The sequence below is a fragment of the Weissella paramesenteroides ATCC 33313 genome, assembly GCF_000160575.1.
GTDB classification, from domain to species: domain Bacteria; phylum Bacillota; class Bacilli; order Lactobacillales; family Lactobacillaceae; genus Weissella; species Weissella paramesenteroides.
Map to the genome: position 1 here is coordinate 494,126 of NZ_GG697128.1, position 18,435 is coordinate 512,560.

The following is an 18,435-nucleotide window of genomic DNA, read 5'->3' on the forward strand; positions in this document are numbered from 1 at the left end:
AAATTTATCGTACTTTAACACTAATAAATTTTTGTTAGCACATGACTAACAAACGTATAAAATTATTGCACACACTAACCTATTTTGTCTATTATATACCAAAAAGAGGGTGCTTTATTTTAAAAAGGCGCCAACCTTACCCATTTTGCTTGGTAAATTGACGTCCCTTCAATATGTTCTATTGACTATACGTTCACATTAGCTCTTTTTGCAGCAAAGAATGCTTGCATTCGGCGAACTGCTTCTTGCAAATCTTCATCTAATGCAGCATAAGAAATGCGAATATATTCAGGTGTATATTCTGAAAAGGCAGAACCTGGAATGACGGCAACATGGCCATTTTCTGCTAGATCCAAAGCAAAGGCCTCACTATCATGCCCCATATCATCAGGAATCTTCGCAAAAATGTAGAAGGCCCCTTCTGGATTAACTACTTCAAAGCCAAGTTCTTCTAAATGTGGCACCAACCAATCACGACGCTTCTTATAGACGTCACGCATGTCATCAGCAACATCGGCTGCCGTAGTCAAGGCAACCGTTGCCCCATCTTGAATAAACTTTGGTAAGGCAAACGTCAATGCTTGATGTACTTTCTGTGCTTCGTCAATAAATGCTTGATTGGCAATAATGAAACCGATTCGATAACCGGTCATCGCGTGTGACTTTGACAAACCAGTCATCAAAATTGATTGCTCTGGTAATAAACTACTCAAAGATATATGTGTTTGATCATACGTCAATTGGGCATAAATTTCATCAGAAATAACCCACAAATGATACTGCTTAAATACATCAGCCAAGGCTTGTAATTCTTCACGAGTATACGTAACCCCAGTTGGGTTTGATGGGTAATTAAATAAGATAGCTTTTACGGGTACATTTGCCTGTTCAACAGCTTCAGCCACTAGTTCTGGCGTCAATTTAAAGTCTGTTGGACGAGTATTGATTGTAATTTTCTTACCATGAGCCAAATCAAGTGAAGCAGTATATGGTGTGTAAGCTGGTTCAGGAATAATCAAACCTTCATTTTCATTTAATAACGTCATAAAAATAACATTGATTGCTTCTGATGCACCCACAGTCACAATGACATTATCTTCACTTTCAAATGGTAAATTATAACGAGAAGCATAATATTTTACGGCTGCTTGGCGTAAGTCACGTTCACCTTGCGCATCACTATAATGTGAATTATCATTCGCAATTGATGAAATGACGGCATCTTTGATTGCATCATCAACGTTGAAACCTGGCTCACCGAAAGTTAAGCGCAATAAGTCAGGAATATCACGAACTTTTTTTTGAAAGCCGATTAAACCGTCAGCTGCTAAACTTGTTACCTTTGGATTAAGTGGTTGTACAAATTCATTTTTCGTCATTTTAATTCACTCACATTTCTCTTTATTTTTTAATTGAATATCATTATAATATAAAATCCGATTTTCAGGAAAATATTTGGACTTTTTTGTATAATACCTACATTCTACACTGTTTGTGCCTTTTTTAACAACTGTGAACCGCTTTCATTATGCAAAATTCATGTTAAAATAGCCATAAGTCATACACATTAATTGACATAATTTTTTAATCATTTAATTAACAAGGAGGCATACGATGTTAGATTTTACTGACACGCCAATTGAAACACCAGTTACAAACTGGGACTGGTCTCCCATTCGTGAAGTACCTATTCGGGAAAATAACGAACCACTGATTTCATTAAGTTATTTACCAGAAAAAATGGTTGTTAGCCCACAATACTTCATTCAAAATTTACCTGGGTCATACCCTGAATTATATACACGTTTAGAAGTGCAAAATAAATTAATTAACGCCGCCCGCAAATTGCCCTACGGCTATAAGTTTGTGATTTTTGATACATGGCGCAGCATTCCAACGCAGCAAGCTTTATTTGATCAAATGAAACACTTTGTCCAACGTGATCATCCGGGTTACTCTGATGAACAAGTACAACAAGCAGCCCTTAGAATCGTTGCACTCCCATCAACGGATCCAACGAAGCCTTCTCCTCATAACACGGGTGGCTCAATTGATTTATCTATCATTGATGAAGACGGTCGTTTATTAGAAATGGGTAGTCCATTTGATGATATCAGCATGCGAGCGAAGACCACTTATTATGAAACAGAGGAGACCTCTGAAAAATACGATGTTGCTCGTCGCAACCGTCGCTTGCTGTATCATATAATGACACAGGCTGGCTTCACTAACTACAGTGAGGAATGGTGGCATTTTGATTATGGTAATCAAAACTGGGCTAGTCTGACCAACAACGGCTATGCCATATATGGTGCAACCAAACCCGTATTTCCATGGGTCGAAGCATATTAGTAAATTCAGATAAAAAATACTATCAATACAAACAATATAAAATATTTTTAGTACATGATAAAGCTATACAATTTGGAGAGGCTGTCATAAAATTCAACTAACTATGAACACAAAAACGAACTAAAATTCATCACTTTTACTAAAAAAGAGCAGGTAAGAAAAATCTACAGATTTCTCTTACCTGCTCTTCAATTTATCCCAAATTAGTTTACCCTAGTCTCTAAATCATTATTACCAATATTCACTTCGTATAACAAATAACTAGACCATTCTAATTTAATGATTCAGCAGTTTTTGTATTTAGTAGATATGTTCCGTCTTCTTGTTTTGCAAAAGTTAAATTAATGATTGCCGTAGACCCACTCGCTGTATTTGTCATCCAGGTGGTACTTCGCAAATTAAGACCAGCAACTTGTGTATCCATACTGGTTGTGGGATTACCATATTTTGCTATAACATCATCATAACTTACTCCTCCAACACCATTAAGTGGATTACCAACCACCAATGCATCAAAGTTTGCTTGTGTCCACGTACCATCACTATTTTCTGATGAAATACTTTCACTACTTAACGCATCAGTTGGGGTGTTGGAAGAACTATTAGCAGAACTAGTATTACTTTTTAGATAACGATATGCAATAGCTTCACTGCTATTATTTTTTACATTTCTAATTTGAACCGTATCTGAGTAAGTATGTTTAGTTTGAACTTGAAGACTAATATTGGTAAACTCATTTTTCTTATTAATATGAATTATTTGAGTTGTTTTACCTTTTTTGCCAACCTTTGCATCGGGCCAGTAAAGATCACGTTTTTTATCTATAATTTTTACTACAGAACCAGCCGGTGCTTCAATTTCAATACCAAATCCACCCTTTTCATTAGTTGCAGGATTACCAGTATCATTTTTGTAATAGTCCGTCACTTCTAAATTCACTTTTTTAGGTTGTGAAAAAAGAATTCCGCTAATAATTGCTACTACAACAATCACAATTCCCAATGTTACCCATACCCATATTTTCTTGTAAATTGGTTTCTTTTCTTTACTTTTTTCCATATTGACTAACTCCCTATAATTTTCACATAACTCTCATATTGCCCAAATTTATGAATTGATTTACTTTACCTAACAAAAAAATAAGATAGTAAAGCATTAAATTTTTTCTGTCAATTATTATTTTTTTATACTTGACAATTTAAATAATTTTCAAAATTTGAATAAATATATTAATAACAATATGATTTCGCCCATAGCCCAATAACTAAACTTGTAATTGTAAATTATTTAGTAACTCATATCATATATCCTTTCTCACCCATTTAATATACTTATTTATACCATATAGTAGCTAATATTTAAATAACCTTTAATACCTACTTTTTTATAATTTATGGCAAAAAAAAACAGGCTAGTTTTAACTAGTCTGTCACTCAAAAAGCTACCAACATTTATACTTTTTAATTAGCTGGTTTTACTTTCCGTAGTAAGTAGGCAAACAACCAAAACGGCTGAAACTATACTAGAACAAATAAATTCCATTACACCTGACTATGGATCAAGTCACGCTTGACCAACTCTTCAGCAATTTGAACTGTATTCCAGGCAGCACCCTTTAACAAGTTATCAGAAACTACCCACATATTGAAACTACCAGGGTTTTCAATGTCTGCACGGACACGTCCAACAAAGGTTTCGCGCTTTCCTTCTGCTTTGATTGGCTGTGGATAGAGTTGTTCATCTGGATTATCCTCTAAAACAACGCCCGGTGCACTTGCCAAAACACGCTGCACATCTTCTCTTGTTGCTGTTTCATCATCTACTGAGACATATACTGACTCACCATGACCAATTGGCACTGGCACGCGAACAGCCGTAGCGGTCACTTTCACTTCACTAGAATGTGGATCACCAAATAAAATTTTCTTGGTTTCTTGCATCATCTTTTGTTCTTCAAAAGTGTAACCATCTTCTTGGAAAACATCAATTTGTGGCAATAAGTTAAACGCCAACGGATAGTGTTTCTTATCTCCCTTGGTTGGCAAAATATCCGCTGTTTCTTCTTCACCGTCTAGGTGTTGTTGTGCTTGATGCAACAACTCATCCCAAGCACGTTGACCAGCACCTGAAGCTGCTTGATATGTCGAAACAATCACTTGATTCAAACCGTATGCCTGACGTAGTGGTTCCAACGCCACTACCATTTGAATAGTTGAACAATTAGGATTAGCAATAATTCCCTGGTGATCTGCTAAAGCTTCTGGGTTAACTTCTGGTACCACAAGTGGTACTTTTGGATCCATCCGCCAACGTGATGAGTTATCAACTGCTACTGCCCCACGTTTGACTGCTTCGGGAAGCAACGATCCTGCTAAGCTACCACCTGCAGATGCTAACACCAGATCAATCCCATCAAATGAATCTGGTGTTGCTTCTTCCACCACAATGTCTTGTCCTTTAAATTGACGCGTTTGTCCAGCTGAACGAACAGAAGCTAACAACTTTAATGATTTAACTGGAATCGTCGATTGTTCTAATTGTGCTAAAATACGTGTACCAACTGCTCCAGTTGCGCCCAAGATGGCCACATTATACCCTGCTTCGCTTGTCATTTTATCCCCCAATGTCTAAATGTATGAACTTATTTCCTCAAATCAACATAATGCTTTAAACGGGTAATCGCTGATTTCAAATTCTCCGTTGATGCAGCATAAGAAATACGAATATATCCTTCGCCCCCTGCACCAAAAATTGAACCCGGTGCCACACCTAATTTCACTGTATCTGCCAAATCATAGACAAATTCAGTATCATTTGTATTCAAAAAGTCCGGAATTTTTGCAAAAATGTAAAAGGCGCCACCAGGTTGTGCTGCTGTAAAGCCTGCTTCAGCCAAACCTGCCAAAACCAAGTCACGGCGTTCTTCATAGACCACGCGCATCTTTTCAGGATCTTCACGCCCATTTCGTAGCGCTTCTAACGCACCTGCCATCATCGGACCAGGTGCTGTCGCAACCATCGCTTGGTGTGCCTTACCAACTTGCTTCATTAATTCCGCTGGACCAACGACATAACCAATACGATAACCTGTCATCGCATGTGACTTTGACACACCACTGATCAGTACTGTTTGTTCAGGTAATAAACGAGCCATTGATGTATGCTTGGCATCATAGACTAACTCAGCATAAATTTCATCAGCAATCACAAATAATTGATGTTCGCGTAAAATCGCTACCAACGCTTTTAGCTCTGTCTCAGAATAAGTGACACCAGTTGGATTTGATGGATAATTAAGTAAAATGGCTTTTGCATTTGGGTGCGCAGTTAAGATAGCCGTTAATTTCGCAGGCGTCACGATAAAATCAGGTGCAGTATTTAAACCAATTACTTCAATGCCTAATGTTTGTGCGACCGATGCATATAACGGAAAAGTTGGTGTTGGCACAATCAATTCATCCCCTGGGTTAAATAATGCTTGGAATGTTGCACTGATTGCCTCAGCCGCACCAACCGTTACGCTCACCTCAGTAGCTGGATCATATCTTGGCGTATCAAACCGATCGACTAGATAATCAGAGATTGCTTCACGTAATGCTAAAACGCCCTGTGAAGATGAATAATGTGAATCATCTGCTTGCACATCTCGAATAATTGCTTGTTTAATATGCTCGGGTGCTGCAAAATCCGGCTCACCCAAAGTTAATTTTAAAATGCCATCAATCGTTGAGAACTTATCATCTACCACACGGATTGGTGAAGGCACCATCTTTGCCAATATATTATTATGTTGTCCTGCTAACGCTGCGCTTAATTCAACCATTTCTTAATCTCCCTGGCTCTTCGCCTATTTTTTAATACTTATAATACCTTGTCTAATCCAACTTGCAATCCTTGAATGGTATCGATTTGGCGAATAGCTAGTGCAACCCCACCCATGAAAGACTCACGGGTAAATGAGGTCTGCTTAATTCGCAATGTTTCCCCAGGTGCACCAAAGATAACTTCTTCTTCAGCGACATATCCTGGTAAACGCATTGCGTGAACCGTCACATTGTCAATTTGATCACCACGTGCCGGATCCTTAACATTTGTTTTTACTGGATCTGCTTGGCGGGACTTTGCAATTGCTTGAGCAGTCGCACGTGCCGTCCCAGAAGGTGCATCAACCTTCTTCGGATTATGAATCTCCAAAATTTCAGCATCTGGTAAATATTTCGCTGCTTGCGCTGCAAATTGCATCAATAGCACGCCCGACAATGAAAAGTTAGGCACGACCAAGGTTGCACGATTTTCTTTTTCACTCAATGTTTTTAAAGCCGCCAGTTGCTCTGCCTGTAAACCACTCGTACCAACCACTAATTGGAATCCATGAGTCAAAGCGTACTGTCCGTTAGCAAAAGCTGCCTCTGGTTGCGTCACATCAACCCAAACATCTGCCGTCACATCAATATCTGCTAATGATGTAAATACAGGTAACTCACTCTCATGTAGCGAACCCGATAAAATACCAACTAATTCTAAATCTGCTTCATTTTCTATCAGTTGTTGAATGGCGAGGCCCATTTTACCGAAACCACCTGCCAAAAATACAGTTGTCATCTAATTAATCCTCCCGATCAAGTTGGGCCAACACATCTGCCGACTCGCTTTCATCTAAAGGCAAAATAGGTAGGCGCGTTACATTCTGAACCTCACCTTGATGTGCAAGCACGGCTTTAACTGGTGCTGGGGATGGGTAACTGAATAATGCTAACATGCGTGGTGTTAACCAACGTTGTTTTTCACCAGCCTTGGCCACATCACCAGCAGCAAGTGCTTGGAACAAATCCGTCATTTCCTTACTATATAAATGAGCAGCAACTGAAATCGTACCAGCCGCACCGACTGCCTTGGCAGCTAGTGTTTGTGAATCTTCACCTGTGTACACCTTAAATCCCTCAGGCGCATGTGCAACTAGGTAGGCCAAGTCATCGATGCTGGTTACTTGCTTGACCGCATTGATATTTGGATGTTCAGCCAATGTCAAAACACTTTCGTTAGTCAATCCAACCACGGTACGACCAGGGATATTATAAATCATGACTGGCACATTTGAAGCATCTGCAATTGCTTGAAAATGAGCAATCATCCCCTTTTGATTAGGCTTACTATAATAAGGGGTCACTGCTAATACTGCATCAACACCTGTGATTGCACTAACTTCCTTGGCAAGTGCCACGGAATGAGCGGTATTATTATCACCAACGTTTGCAATTACTGGTCCACGATCACCCACTTTCGCCGCAAAGTAAGCATATAATGAAATTTTTTCATCATGCGTCAATGTTGGTGATTCACCTGTCGTGCCACCAATAACAAATCCCTGTGTACCTTCTGCGATTAACCGTTCAGTTAATGAATCTAACGCCTGGTAATCAATCGTATTTTCATCTGTAAATGGTGTAATAATTGCTGTAATTAAAGAAATATCTTCGTACATTTTATTCACACTTTCTATTCTGACATACGCCAAGACAGATATTTAATAATTGCCTTAACGCCGGTTTCAATTGCTGCTTCATCTGGGCTTAATCGACTATCATGTAGCGTATGCGCATCATCACCAACACCAAGCCAAAACATCGTGCCTGGAATTTGGTTAATTAAGTAACCAAAGTCTTCACCAGTCATGGCTGGCTCACAAGTTGTAAAATCAATCTCATCATCATTTGTCATATATTGAATAAACGCTTTAGTCGTGTCAGGGTCATTATTAACTGGCCAATAACCACCTTGAATCAATTGTAAATCAAATTGCACATTATACATTGTTTCCAATCCTTGTGCGATTTCTCGTACACGTTGTTGCATCATTTCCAAATCTGGTTGTTTAAACGCCCGAATAGTCCCAGCTAACTGTGCTTCATTCGGAATTACATTACCAATCGTACCTGCTTGTAACATACCAATCGTGACCACACCACCGTGAACCGGATCAACATTGCGTGAGACAATTGTCTGAACCTGCATCACAAATGCTGCTGCTGCAACAATTACATCATGTGCGCGATGTGGAAATGCCGCATGGCCACCTTTTCCTTTAATCGTCAAATGAATTTCAGTACTACCAGCAAACAAAGTTCCTTGACGAGTTGCAATCTGACCTGCTCGCATTGCAGGTTGATCATGCAAGGCATAAAATTCATCTGGGCGCCATTCATTAACAAACGTGCCTAATTCATACAGTTGCTTACCGCCAGCTTGTTCTTCTTCAGCTGGTTGAAACAAGAAGACCATGTTATCCTCTGGTTGCCGTTCTGCAAAATGCGCTAACACACCCAATGCGACTGTCATATGAATATCGTGACCACATGCATGCATGACTCCTGGTCGCTCCGATGAAAAAGGCAAACCCGTTTCTTCTGTAATTGGCAATGCATCAATATCGGCACGATACCCAATCGTCCGCTTCGGATGCTTACCTGCTAAGCGAACCAATAAAGCTGTTGGCAAAGCTGGAATTTCTCTGATAGTCAACCAAGGAGAGTGCCAAGACGTCACGATTTTTTTCAAATAAGCTTGTGTCTCAAATTCAGCCATTGACAGCTCTGGATGAGCATGAAGATGACGCCGAATATCAATTAGATTTAAATCTGTAATCGTCATGTCTACCTCGCTTACAATGATCGTAAGGCATCAACTAAAGCGGTTTTTGCCTGTGTTTGCTCATCAATTGTTTTGATAACTTTGGCTGGTACACCAGCAACAACCGTGTTTGCTGGTACATCTTTCGTTACAATTGCCCCCGCTGCAATAACGGCATTATCACCAACCTGTACGCCTTCGATGACAACGGCATTGGCACCAATCAACACATTGTCACCAATCGTCACAGGTGTCGCTGATGCTGGTTCTACAACACCCGCAAGAACGGCGCCAGCACCAACATGACTATGCTGACCAACAATCGCACGACCACCAAGAACCGCCCCCATATCAATCATCGTACCCGCACCAATTTCGGCACCAATATTAATCACAGCTCCCATCATGATAACGGCATTATCGCCGATTGACACCTGATCACGGATAATCGCTCCTGGTTCAATGCGGGCTGGAACATCTTCATAGTTTAACAATGGGACACCACTGTTACGAGCTAATAATTCAACATGGTAGTCTGATATTTGATTAGCTGCTGCCGCAATAATCGGTTGAATATCTTGGTAATCACCAATGACCGTACCCGTCTTTGTTTCAATAAAAGCCTGCACAGTTTTGGGCCATTCAATGTCAGCCAAATCGCCTGCCAGCGTCACACGAGCGGGGGTCTTCTTTGGGGCAGTTGCGATGTAATTAATAATTTCTTGGGCGTCTAAATTGTTCATTCTAGTTTATCTCCTACTCTCATTGTCTACTTATTGATAATGCTTATCTAAACGTAGCATATCAGCGTATGTTTCTCGTTCAACAACTAATTGTGATTGACCACCCTCAACAAAGACAACGGCTGGTCGTGGGTTACGATTATAATTTGAAGCCATTGAATAACCATAGGCACCTGTCGCCAAGACTGCCAAAACATCACCTGGTTTCGTTTTTGGTAAAGCTTGTTGCCAGACAAGGACATCACCTGACTCACAATATTTACCAGCAACTCGCACAACTTCTTCAGTTGGTGCTTGTGGGTTGTTCGCTAAAATTGCTTCATATTTGGCTTCATATAATGCAGGTCGAATATTGTCTCCCATACCACCATCAACAGATAAATATGTGCGAATACCTGGCACATCTTTCCTTGAACCAATTGTATAAAGATTATAACCAGCTGGACCAACAATGGCTCGCCCTGGTTCAATCCAAATGGCTGGCATTGTCATGCCATATAATGTTGTTTTTTCTGTGATCGTATCAATAATTGCTTCAACAAACTCAGTTGCTGGTAATGGTTTATCATCGGCTGTATAGCGAATACCAAAGCCACCACCAGTATTAATCACTTGTGGATCAAAGCCCCATTCATGAACTAAATCAACCAATTTTTCTGCGGCCATTTTAAAGCCAGTGACATCAAATATTTGTGAACCAATGTGTGCTGATACTCCCAGAACATTTAGATAGGGATCAGCGATTGCTTTTTGCAGGGCCGCATATGCTTGACCACTATTCACATCAAAGCCAAACTTACTGTCAGTTTGACCAGTAGAGATATAGTCATGAGTATGTGCCTCGACACCTGGTGTAATTCTTAATAAGACATCTTGTGTTTTATCACGTTCGCTTAACAAATCATGCAAAACTGACAATTCATAAAAGTTATCAAGAATAATCGTTCCTAACCCATTATCGATTGCCATTTCGAGTTCTTCGATTGATTTATTATTACCATTGAAAGATACCTGACTCATTGGATAATTTGCTGCAAGCGCTGTTTGAATCTCCCCACCTGAAACAACATCTAAATGAATCCCCTCTTGTGCTGCAACTTCATACATGGCAATCGTTGCGAAAGCTTTTGATGCATATGAAACAACATAATCAATTTGCCTATTCATAAATACTTCTTTAAAAGAACGCATTTGTTGACGAATGTGATTAACATCATACACATATAGTGGCGTTTGATATTGTTTTGCTAACTCTGTCGCCGTGACACCGCCAATTGTAAGTTCACCGTTTTGATTGACTTGATATGGTACTGACATATTTACTATTTCTCCCCTTTTAGTCGACAAGCACGCGCATGAGCCGATCCTGTAATCCTGTAGCAACCACCCAAGGTGCTAAGCCCACATGTTGCGCAACATCTTCAAGTGTATTTTCATATTGACCTTGCTTGCCAATGATTGTGACTACCGTACCAACTGGTAATTTCTCTGGTAAGGAAATCATCAGTTGATCCATTGCAATCTGTCCGATAATCGGTGCCTTTTGACCATTCACCAACACCTCAAATCCTTGGATTGGCCGTGGTAGACCATCAGCATATCCAATCGGTACCGTGCCAACCCACTCACCCTCGTGTGTATAGTACGTATGCCCGTAGCTAATCCCAACGTTTGCTGGCATTTGTTTTACAAATATGAGTTCCGTTTCTAATGTAAGCACTGGTTTTAGATAATTATCTGGTAATACTTCACCACGTGATGGTTCAATACCATAAACAACTGTTCCGGCACGAATGTAATCCGTTGGTATCTCATCCGCGTGATACATGGCTGCACCAGAATTTGCCAAATGAACCATTGGTGGCATTGGTAACCCATCCGTCAACCGGTGCCAATTTGACAATTGCTTCTGAAAATAATCGGTTGCTAAGGAATCAGATTCTGAAAAATGAGTCATGATACTTTGATATTTAAAAAATATTGGTTGTGATGCCAAGTATGTGATAGCTTCAGACAACGACTCACGATTGCGAAAGCCAATTCTTCCCATCCCAGTATCAACACCTAAGTTAACTTGTAACGTCGATTGAGAACCTGCCAGATTTTGCTGTGCTGCCTGCAGCCAATCCAAATCACTGACCGTTGCAATTAAATCATTATCAGCAATCAACTTAGCGTACTGCGGTAACGTGATTCCTAAGATAATAATCGGCACGGTGATCCCCGCCTGTCGTAATGCTAAGGCTTCATCTAAAACTGCAACTGCTAACCCATCTACCCCTGCTTTGATTGCCGCTTGAGCCATTGGTATCAAGCCAAATCCATAAGCGTTGGCCTTCACAGCTAAGAACATGAACTTTGCACCGCTCGCCTGACGAGTCACAGCCACATTATGTGTCACTGCCGCTTGTGATATTTTAATTCTTGTTGGTCTCGTTACTGCTACTACCATGATCAATGCCCCTTTAATTTTTGATTGCATAAAAAAACCGATTAACAGAGCACTATGGCACTGTCAATCGGACACATTTCTATTCCTTAAGACTGTGACAATAGCTCCCCGCTGATTCAGCGACAGTCTAATAGTTATTAGCTATTAGCCCAACAATACGGGTTACACAATCTGTATCATTTCGGCAACCGCCCCTTTTACTTAATCTCACCGTCTGTGTGGACTCTACTAAGTGACTCTTGTTGGTTGCAACCTCTATTAATCATTAACGTAACATTAGAATATATTAATTTTATATCTATGTCAACACTTGACATTCATCTTTTTTTCACTTTTAATTAGTGCCAATTAGGAATTTAATTGGAGGCATAAATAATGAAAGTTGTAAAATTTGGTGGTTCTTCACTAGCGACTGGTTCTCAGGTACAAAAGGTTTTAGACATTATTCAAGCAGATGAGGATCGTCGTATCGTTGTCGTATCAGCTCCTGGCAAGCGTTTTGATGGTGATATAAAAGTGACGGATTTATTAAAATCTTACGCTGATCAAACGATTGCTGGTGCTGACACAACTGAAATTTTAATGACTATTTTAGCCCGCTATCAAGAAATTGCTGCACATTTTTTGTTAGAAGATGATGTGATTATTTCACAGATTAAGCAACAACTTATTCATTTAAATCGTGTCCATTATCCATCATTCGACCATCTATACGCCGCTTTTATGGGTCATGGCGAATTACTAAATGCCCAATTAATTGCTGCTGTCATGCAAAAAAAAGGCTTGCCCGCCACTTTTGTATCACCAGCTGAATTAGGAATTACCGTGACAGGTTCGCCACGGTCTGCACGCCTTGATCAAGAAAGTTATCATGCCATTAGTAATTATCAAATTGATGACTCACGCCTCCTAATTATTCCTGGATTTATCGCCTATACCAATGACGGTTATGCTGCCACTTTTAGTCGTGGTGGTTCTGACATTACGGGTGCCATTTTAGCACGTGGTTTCCATGCAGATTTGTACGAAAACTTTACTGACGTATCAGCCATCTACACTGTTAATCCAAAGATTGTTCCTCATCCACAGTCTATTTCAGAAATGACCTATCGTGAGATGCGTGAATTGTCTTATGCAGGTTTCGCAGTTTTCCATGATGAAGCAATCATTCCTGTCATTGAAGCAAATATACCAATCAATGTTAAAAACACCAATGACCCCCAGACGCCAGGGACAATGATTATGCCTAATCATGCCGTTAATCCTAGCAATCCCGTCACTGGTATCGCAAATGATAATCGTTTTGCAGCACTTTACTTACACCGCTATTTGCTAAATCGTGAAGTTGGATTCACCTTGAAAATATTGCAAATTTTGGCAACTTACAATGTTAGTTATGAGCATATGCCATCTGGAATTGATGATATGACGATTATTTTTGATAAAGCACAACTAACCCCTGAAATTAAAGCCCATATTAGCCATGATATCTATGCAACTATTGCACCAGATGAACTAGAATGGTTAGATGATTATGCCATTATTATGATTGTTGGCGAAGGCATGCAACAACATATTGGTACCTTTAGCAAAATAACTGCCGCATTGTCTGAGGCTGGTATTAATCTGCCCATGATTAATCAAGGAGCTTCACAAATTTCAACCATGATTGGTGTTCCTGTTGATCGTATGAATGAAGCTGTGCATGTTATTTATCACGCCGTTTTTTAATAGCAATAGTATAAAGAAGAGGTTGGCACAAAAAATGTGCCAACCTCTTCTTGCTAAAACTGTATCAATTAATAAATTCGTACTTTTTACTTGTTACAGCATAAACGCATTCCAAAAGTCTGAAGCCTCAATGTAACACAATTTACGCAATCCCTGTCCTTCGCTTTGCTACGGCCAAAAATTACGCAAATCATGTTACACACCGGCTTCAAAACAACTTTTGTCTCGCTCTCTTCTTGCTAAAATTGATTCTTCGCGTAATTACGTAAATCTGATTCAAGGCCAGCATGCCGGTTTGCTGGCTTAACATCTAATGATTGATGAATTTGCCCACCAGCATTTGCATAATTTGTTGATTCCGTGTTAGCAATCATTTGTAATTCGGCTAATGAATAATCTTCAGGTGATTCAGAAAATTCAAGTACCCCACGTTCATTAACTGTCTGATGAGCCTCTAAAGCTTGCCACATCGATACAAGTTGACCCTGGTTATTGAAAATTAATTCTAAGTGATAACCCGGTAATGCTACCTTGACATTATCTTTGTTAACGACCCCGCGATTATGAAAGTCCACATTTGGATATGAAACAGGGGTTCCGGTTAACTGTAGAATTTCCTCAGCAACATCTGTCTGATGCCAGTGATTGCGTAAAATAAAATCAACAACTGGTTTACTTAAATAATATCGTAATTGATTATCCATAATCGTACTCAATTGACGACTTGTTTCATATTTCGAGCGGATACCATTCCAAGCATGATGTTTTAGTCGTACCATGAAAGCAATTTGTTTGATGAATTCAAAATAATCCTGCACATCAGTAATCGTCTCAAGATGAAAATAATATAAATCTTCATCTTTAATTTTATCTCTCGAGTACCAATCCCCTAAACGTGACATTCTCACAAAATTAGTTGAACTTACCGTCATCCCAAACAACTCGTACAACATCTCCAATCGATCAGCTGCTGGCACACCGCCGCGATGAAAGCCAGCTGTAAACATCGTCGTAAAAAGAGATGATCCAATTCGATGTGCTTCTATCCAATTTTCTGATAAAATGCGATTCATTGTTTGATCATTAAGTTGCTCATTATTAACAATCTCATCCACATAAGCAGCAATGGCTTTTGGCACCCAACCATCATTCATTAAATGTGTTACTTGGGTTGACAGTGCTGCTGACATAATAACCTGTCGCTTATCTACCCCTGTCGGCGATTTTATTAATTCACGTGTCCGTTTGAACAGTCCTGTCATTATAAAATGACCTCCTTGTTACGATTAGCTTACCATATTTATGATATTGATGCAGTTGACTCGCGCACAATTAATTTCGTATCAAATGCTGCGACCTGACGTTCAGCATCAGGGTGATTAATTCGCTCAATAACCGTCTGCAATGCCGTTTCAGCAATTAGCCATAGTGGCTGTTCAACGGTTGTTAGTGCTGGTCTAAAAAACTCAGCATAATCCGTATCATCATAACCAATGACTGACATATCTTCAGGTACCCGGATACCATGGGCATTCAAACCTGAAATTAATCCAATTGCTAACTCATCATTTAATGCAAACGCGGCTGTTGCCTGTGTGATAGACACTGCCATTGCCGCTGCCCGGCCAGCATGCTTCGTCAAATTACGAGTAGCAACCTCACTAACTTTGGCTCCAGCTGCTAACATGGTTTCTTTAAATGATGCTGTCCGATATTGCAAATTATCAGTATAAACTTGATTACCTAATAGAACAACATGTTTATGTCCCAATGCTAACAAGTGTTCAGCTACAAGACGACCACCCTTTTTATCAGAAGCATAAACCGCATCTGCATCAAGTAATTCGTCATGATTCTCGAGTACCACTAAAGCAATGCCACGTTTTTTTAAACTACTAGCTACGGCAACGGGTTTTGCTAATTGACTTGCCATGATAATACCATGAACGCCTGAATTAACTAAAGTCTCAACTGTTTGATCCGCCTGTCCTTGTCTTGCTGTCATAATCGATAATGAGATATTATCGGAAATATTTTCTTGCATATGTTGCACTAAATCGCCAAAAAATGGATTACGTAAACTAGGTACGACAACCCCAACTAAAATTCTAGCGCCTTGCTTTAAACTGCGTGCACTGGCGTTTGGAACATACCCAATTTCATCACGAGCTGCCAATACTTTGGCTTTTGTTTTTTCAGAAAACCTTGTGCCCTTACCGTTCAACACTTGTGACACTGTTGCAATTGACACACCCGCTAAGCTCGCAACATCTCTAATTGAAACTTTTCCCATATCCAACCTCTTTATCTACTACTTATTTTAACCCATTATCACTAAGTTTTTTTTATTGTTATCTTCCCAATGTTGACCCACGTCAAAACCCAGTCATCACCCTTATTAAAACATTTTACCAACTTTTTAAACTTTTTAAACCCCAAGCGGCTTGTTTTATTTTTTTAAAATTTCATTTTACTTTTATTTTTATTGCAGTATAATATAACACTGTTAGATGCACAGGGTAGATTGAGACGCGTTAAGTGCCATAGAAACGGAATGTGGGCTATGGACGAAGGATTACCGCGATGTCTTGATCACATTCACTGTAAGAAGTGAAACCCTCCAAAAAAAAGGAGGTGTTTTCAAATGAAAACATTAGAATATGGTTTACCACGTTTACGAACAAAGCAATTGACAATGCTAGGGATTTTAATCGCCTTACAATTAGTCATTAGTCGTTTCTCATTGGGTACCGCCACGGTAAAAGTTGGCTTTACTTTCTTAATTGTCGGCATCATTGCCAAATGGTATGGTCCTGCTTGGGGGATGCTAGTAGCAATCTTCACTGATGTGATTGGTAGTTTGATTAATGGCTATGGTTATTTCTGGGGATTCACCCTATCTGCTGTCTTAGGTGCTGCAATTTATGGTTTCTCTTTCTATAAGCAGCAGACAATATCTTGGTTGCGAGTAATCATTACCGTAAGTATTGTTTTGGTCGTTGTTAATGTGATTCTTAACACACTATGGGTTGCCATGATCGGTAATATTCATAATAGTGGCACAATTATTTCTCTATTGTGGATCCGTATTATTAAACAGCTTATCTTTTTACCTATTCAAAGTATTTTATTATATTTTTTGCTTAACAATCAGACGATTGAACAACTACACCAAAAAATATAAAACAAATGAAAAGCCAGTCATAATATTGACTGGCTTTTCTGGTATACCGGCTGTTAAAGAAATATCTCTGTTACTTAAATCATAAAAAGTGTTATCATCAAAATGACTAATTATAGAAATTAGAAAGTATTTTTTAACCTATCATTAGTAACTTCGATGAATGCGCAACCCGATTTTTCGACAAACAACCTCAAATGAACTAGCAAACTTATTACGGACATCTGGTGTGGCAAATGTTAATTTCGTTTCTGAACACACATCACCACATCCAATCCAGTAGACACAACTGTCGTATACTTGACCAACAAAAATTTCTTGCTGGCCAGCAACCATTGATTCCAATGATGCAATCAGCTGACAGACAGTCTGCTCTGGAATATCTCGTGAGCTTTGTAATAGTTGCCGAATTACAGCACATTGGACTAACTTGTTCTCTTGGCACATTTATACTTCTTGCATATCTAGCCTCCAAAACTTGTTTCTGACTTGTGTCAGTTACTATTTAATTTTCCATAATTATGATAACCTATCATAAATGTTTTAACAAACATATAATTTTGTTTTCCTGAAATAAAACATGACTACCTGTTTCAACATACAATTAACAGCCTTAACTACTACACAACAAACGAGGAATTTTCACATTATGACCGAATCGATTTCTAAAACCCAGTATTTACAAACAATCTTAGAATTAAGCGGCGGCGATGAGTCAACAAAAATTTCAAATAACCAAATTGCTGAGCATTTAAATGTAACCCCTTCATCAGTTTCAAACATGTTAGCAAAACTTCAAGAAGCGGGCGAAGTTGACGTGGTCCCTTATTATGGTGTCACATTAACGAAACCTGGACGTGAAACTGCCTTACGTTTAATCCGATCACATCGTTTGATCGAGACATTTGGTGCCACAAAACTAGGACTGTCAATTTCCGAAGCTCATTCTAATGCTGATCATCTTGACCATGATGCAAATGATCAATTCATCAATGCGCTAGATAAATATTTAGATTTCCCATCACTAAGTCCCCAAGGTCTTGTCATTCCTGATATTGACCACCACTACTCTCCAAAATCATTACGGACATTGCGTGAAGCAACTGATAATGAAACTGTTACTATTAACAGTTTTACTGAGGATTTAGAGTTACTACAATATACTGAAACTTTACATCTGGACCTAAACAGCACTTGGACAATCAAAGAACGCCTGCCATTTGATGGACCATTGGTGTTAGTTTCTGGCGATAGGACAATCCAAGTCACACAACATGCCGCAGATTTTATCTATATCAACGACTAAACTATCCCATTTATATACAAAAACACACAAAAAAACATTGAT

At 39.3% G+C, this 18,435-nt stretch carries 17 protein-coding genes and 2 riboswitches; of the genes, 4 read left to right on the top strand and 13 right to left on the bottom strand.

Going from position 1 to position 18,435, the window contains the following annotated elements; all coding sequences use genetic code 11:
- Positions 1-185: 185 nt before the first annotated feature.
- A complete protein-coding gene (locus HMPREF0877_RS02260; protein WP_002827557.1) occupies positions 186-1,379 on the bottom strand; it encodes an aminotransferase class I/II-fold pyridoxal phosphate-dependent enzyme in 1,194 nt (397 codons plus the stop codon).
- 235 nt (positions 1,380-1,614) lie between these two features.
- On the opposite strand from HMPREF0877_RS02260, the gene HMPREF0877_RS02265 reads away from it, so the two are divergent.
- A complete protein-coding gene (locus HMPREF0877_RS02265; protein WP_002827558.1) occupies positions 1,615-2,352 on the top strand; it encodes a M15 family metallopeptidase in 738 nt (245 codons plus the stop codon).
- Positions 2,353-2,623: 271 nt separating this feature from the next.
- Here HMPREF0877_RS02265 and HMPREF0877_RS09810 read toward each other — a convergent pair whose 3' ends face one another.
- The 9 genes from HMPREF0877_RS09810 to alr all read right to left on the bottom strand — a co-directional run bounded on the left by HMPREF0877_RS09810 (position 2,624) and on the right by alr (position 12,175).
- Positions 2,624-3,412, bottom strand: coding sequence for a hypothetical protein (locus tag HMPREF0877_RS09810; RefSeq protein ID WP_002827559.1), 789 nt, complete (start codon positions 3,410-3,412; stop codon positions 2,624-2,626).
- Positions 3,413-3,894: 482 nt separating this feature from the next.
- A complete protein-coding gene (locus HMPREF0877_RS02275) occupies positions 3,895-4,965 on the bottom strand; it encodes an aspartate-semialdehyde dehydrogenase (RefSeq protein WP_002827560.1) in 1,071 nt (356 codons plus the stop codon).
- A gap of 29 nt (positions 4,966-4,994) precedes the next feature.
- A complete protein-coding gene (locus tag HMPREF0877_RS02280) occupies positions 4,995-6,176 on the bottom strand; it encodes an aminotransferase class I/II-fold pyridoxal phosphate-dependent enzyme (RefSeq protein WP_002827561.1) in 1,182 nt (393 codons plus the stop codon).
- A 38-nt stretch (positions 6,177-6,214) separates the two neighbouring features.
- Positions 6,215-6,955 (bottom strand): 4-hydroxy-tetrahydrodipicolinate reductase, encoded by a 741-nt coding sequence (gene dapB, locus HMPREF0877_RS02285; protein ID WP_002827562.1) that lies wholly within the window; start codon positions 6,953-6,955, stop codon positions 6,215-6,217.
- Between the two features lie 4 nt (positions 6,956-6,959).
- Complete coding sequence (gene dapA, locus HMPREF0877_RS02290) at positions 6,960-7,835, bottom strand: 4-hydroxy-tetrahydrodipicolinate synthase (RefSeq protein WP_002827563.1); 876 nt, start codon at positions 7,833-7,835, stop codon at positions 6,960-6,962.
- Positions 7,836-7,849: 14 nt separating this feature from the next.
- Complete coding sequence (locus HMPREF0877_RS02295) at positions 7,850-9,001, bottom strand: N-acetyldiaminopimelate deacetylase (RefSeq protein WP_002827564.1); 1,152 nt, start codon at positions 8,999-9,001, stop codon at positions 7,850-7,852.
- An 11-nt stretch (positions 9,002-9,012) separates the two neighbouring features.
- A complete protein-coding gene (gene dapD, locus HMPREF0877_RS02300; protein ID WP_002827565.1) occupies positions 9,013-9,723 on the bottom strand; it encodes a 2,3,4,5-tetrahydropyridine-2,6-dicarboxylate N-acetyltransferase in 711 nt (236 codons plus the stop codon).
- Between the two features lie 30 nt (positions 9,724-9,753).
- Positions 9,754-11,040, bottom strand: coding sequence for a diaminopimelate decarboxylase (gene lysA, locus HMPREF0877_RS02305; protein WP_040760301.1), 1,287 nt, complete (start codon positions 11,038-11,040; stop codon positions 9,754-9,756).
- A 19-nt stretch (positions 11,041-11,059) separates the two neighbouring features.
- A complete protein-coding gene (gene alr, locus HMPREF0877_RS02310; RefSeq protein WP_040760303.1) occupies positions 11,060-12,175 on the bottom strand; it encodes an alanine racemase in 1,116 nt (371 codons plus the stop codon).
- A gap of 93 nt (positions 12,176-12,268) precedes the next feature.
- Positions 12,269-12,441: riboswitch (Lysine riboswitch) on the bottom strand.
- A 109-nt stretch (positions 12,442-12,550) separates the two neighbouring features.
- Here alr and HMPREF0877_RS02315 point away from each other — a divergent pair.
- The gene (locus HMPREF0877_RS02315) at positions 12,551-13,906 is read left to right on the top strand and encodes an aspartate kinase (protein ID WP_002827568.1); all 1,356 of its coding nucleotides are present in this window, start codon (positions 12,551-12,553) and stop codon (positions 13,904-13,906) included.
- A 239-nt stretch (positions 13,907-14,145) separates the two neighbouring features.
- Here the strand turns inward: HMPREF0877_RS02315 and HMPREF0877_RS02320 are convergent, their stop codons facing one another.
- Positions 14,146-15,168: a DUF3114 domain-containing protein gene (locus tag HMPREF0877_RS02320; protein ID WP_002827571.1), complete on the bottom strand. Its 1,023-nt coding sequence runs from the start codon at positions 15,166-15,168 to the stop codon at positions 14,146-14,148.
- 38 nt (positions 15,169-15,206) lie between these two features.
- Positions 15,207-16,199: a ribose utilization transcriptional repressor RbsR gene (gene rbsR / locus HMPREF0877_RS02325; RefSeq protein WP_002827572.1), complete on the bottom strand. Its 993-nt coding sequence runs from the start codon at positions 16,197-16,199 to the stop codon at positions 15,207-15,209.
- Positions 16,200-16,419: 220 nt separating this feature from the next.
- Positions 16,420-16,512, top strand: a riboswitch (THF riboswitch).
- 38 nt (positions 16,513-16,550) lie between these two features.
- On the opposite strand from rbsR, the gene HMPREF0877_RS02330 reads away from it, so the two are divergent.
- Entirely contained in the window at positions 16,551-17,090 is a 540-nt protein-coding gene (locus HMPREF0877_RS02330; RefSeq protein ID WP_002827574.1) for a folate family ECF transporter S component, read from the top strand.
- 144 nt (positions 17,091-17,234) lie between these two features.
- Here the strand turns inward: HMPREF0877_RS02330 and HMPREF0877_RS02335 are convergent, their stop codons facing one another.
- On the bottom strand, positions 17,235-17,534 hold the full coding sequence (locus tag HMPREF0877_RS02335; RefSeq protein ID WP_002827575.1) for a hypothetical protein: 300 nt from the start codon (positions 17,532-17,534) through the stop codon (positions 17,235-17,237).
- Positions 17,535-17,736: 202 nt separating this feature from the next.
- Here HMPREF0877_RS02335 and HMPREF0877_RS02340 point away from each other — a divergent pair, with 202 nt between their 5' ends.
- A complete protein-coding gene (locus tag HMPREF0877_RS02340; protein ID WP_002827576.1) occupies positions 17,737-18,393 on the top strand; it encodes a metal-dependent transcriptional regulator in 657 nt (218 codons plus the stop codon).
- Positions 18,394-18,435 lie beyond the last annotated feature (42 nt).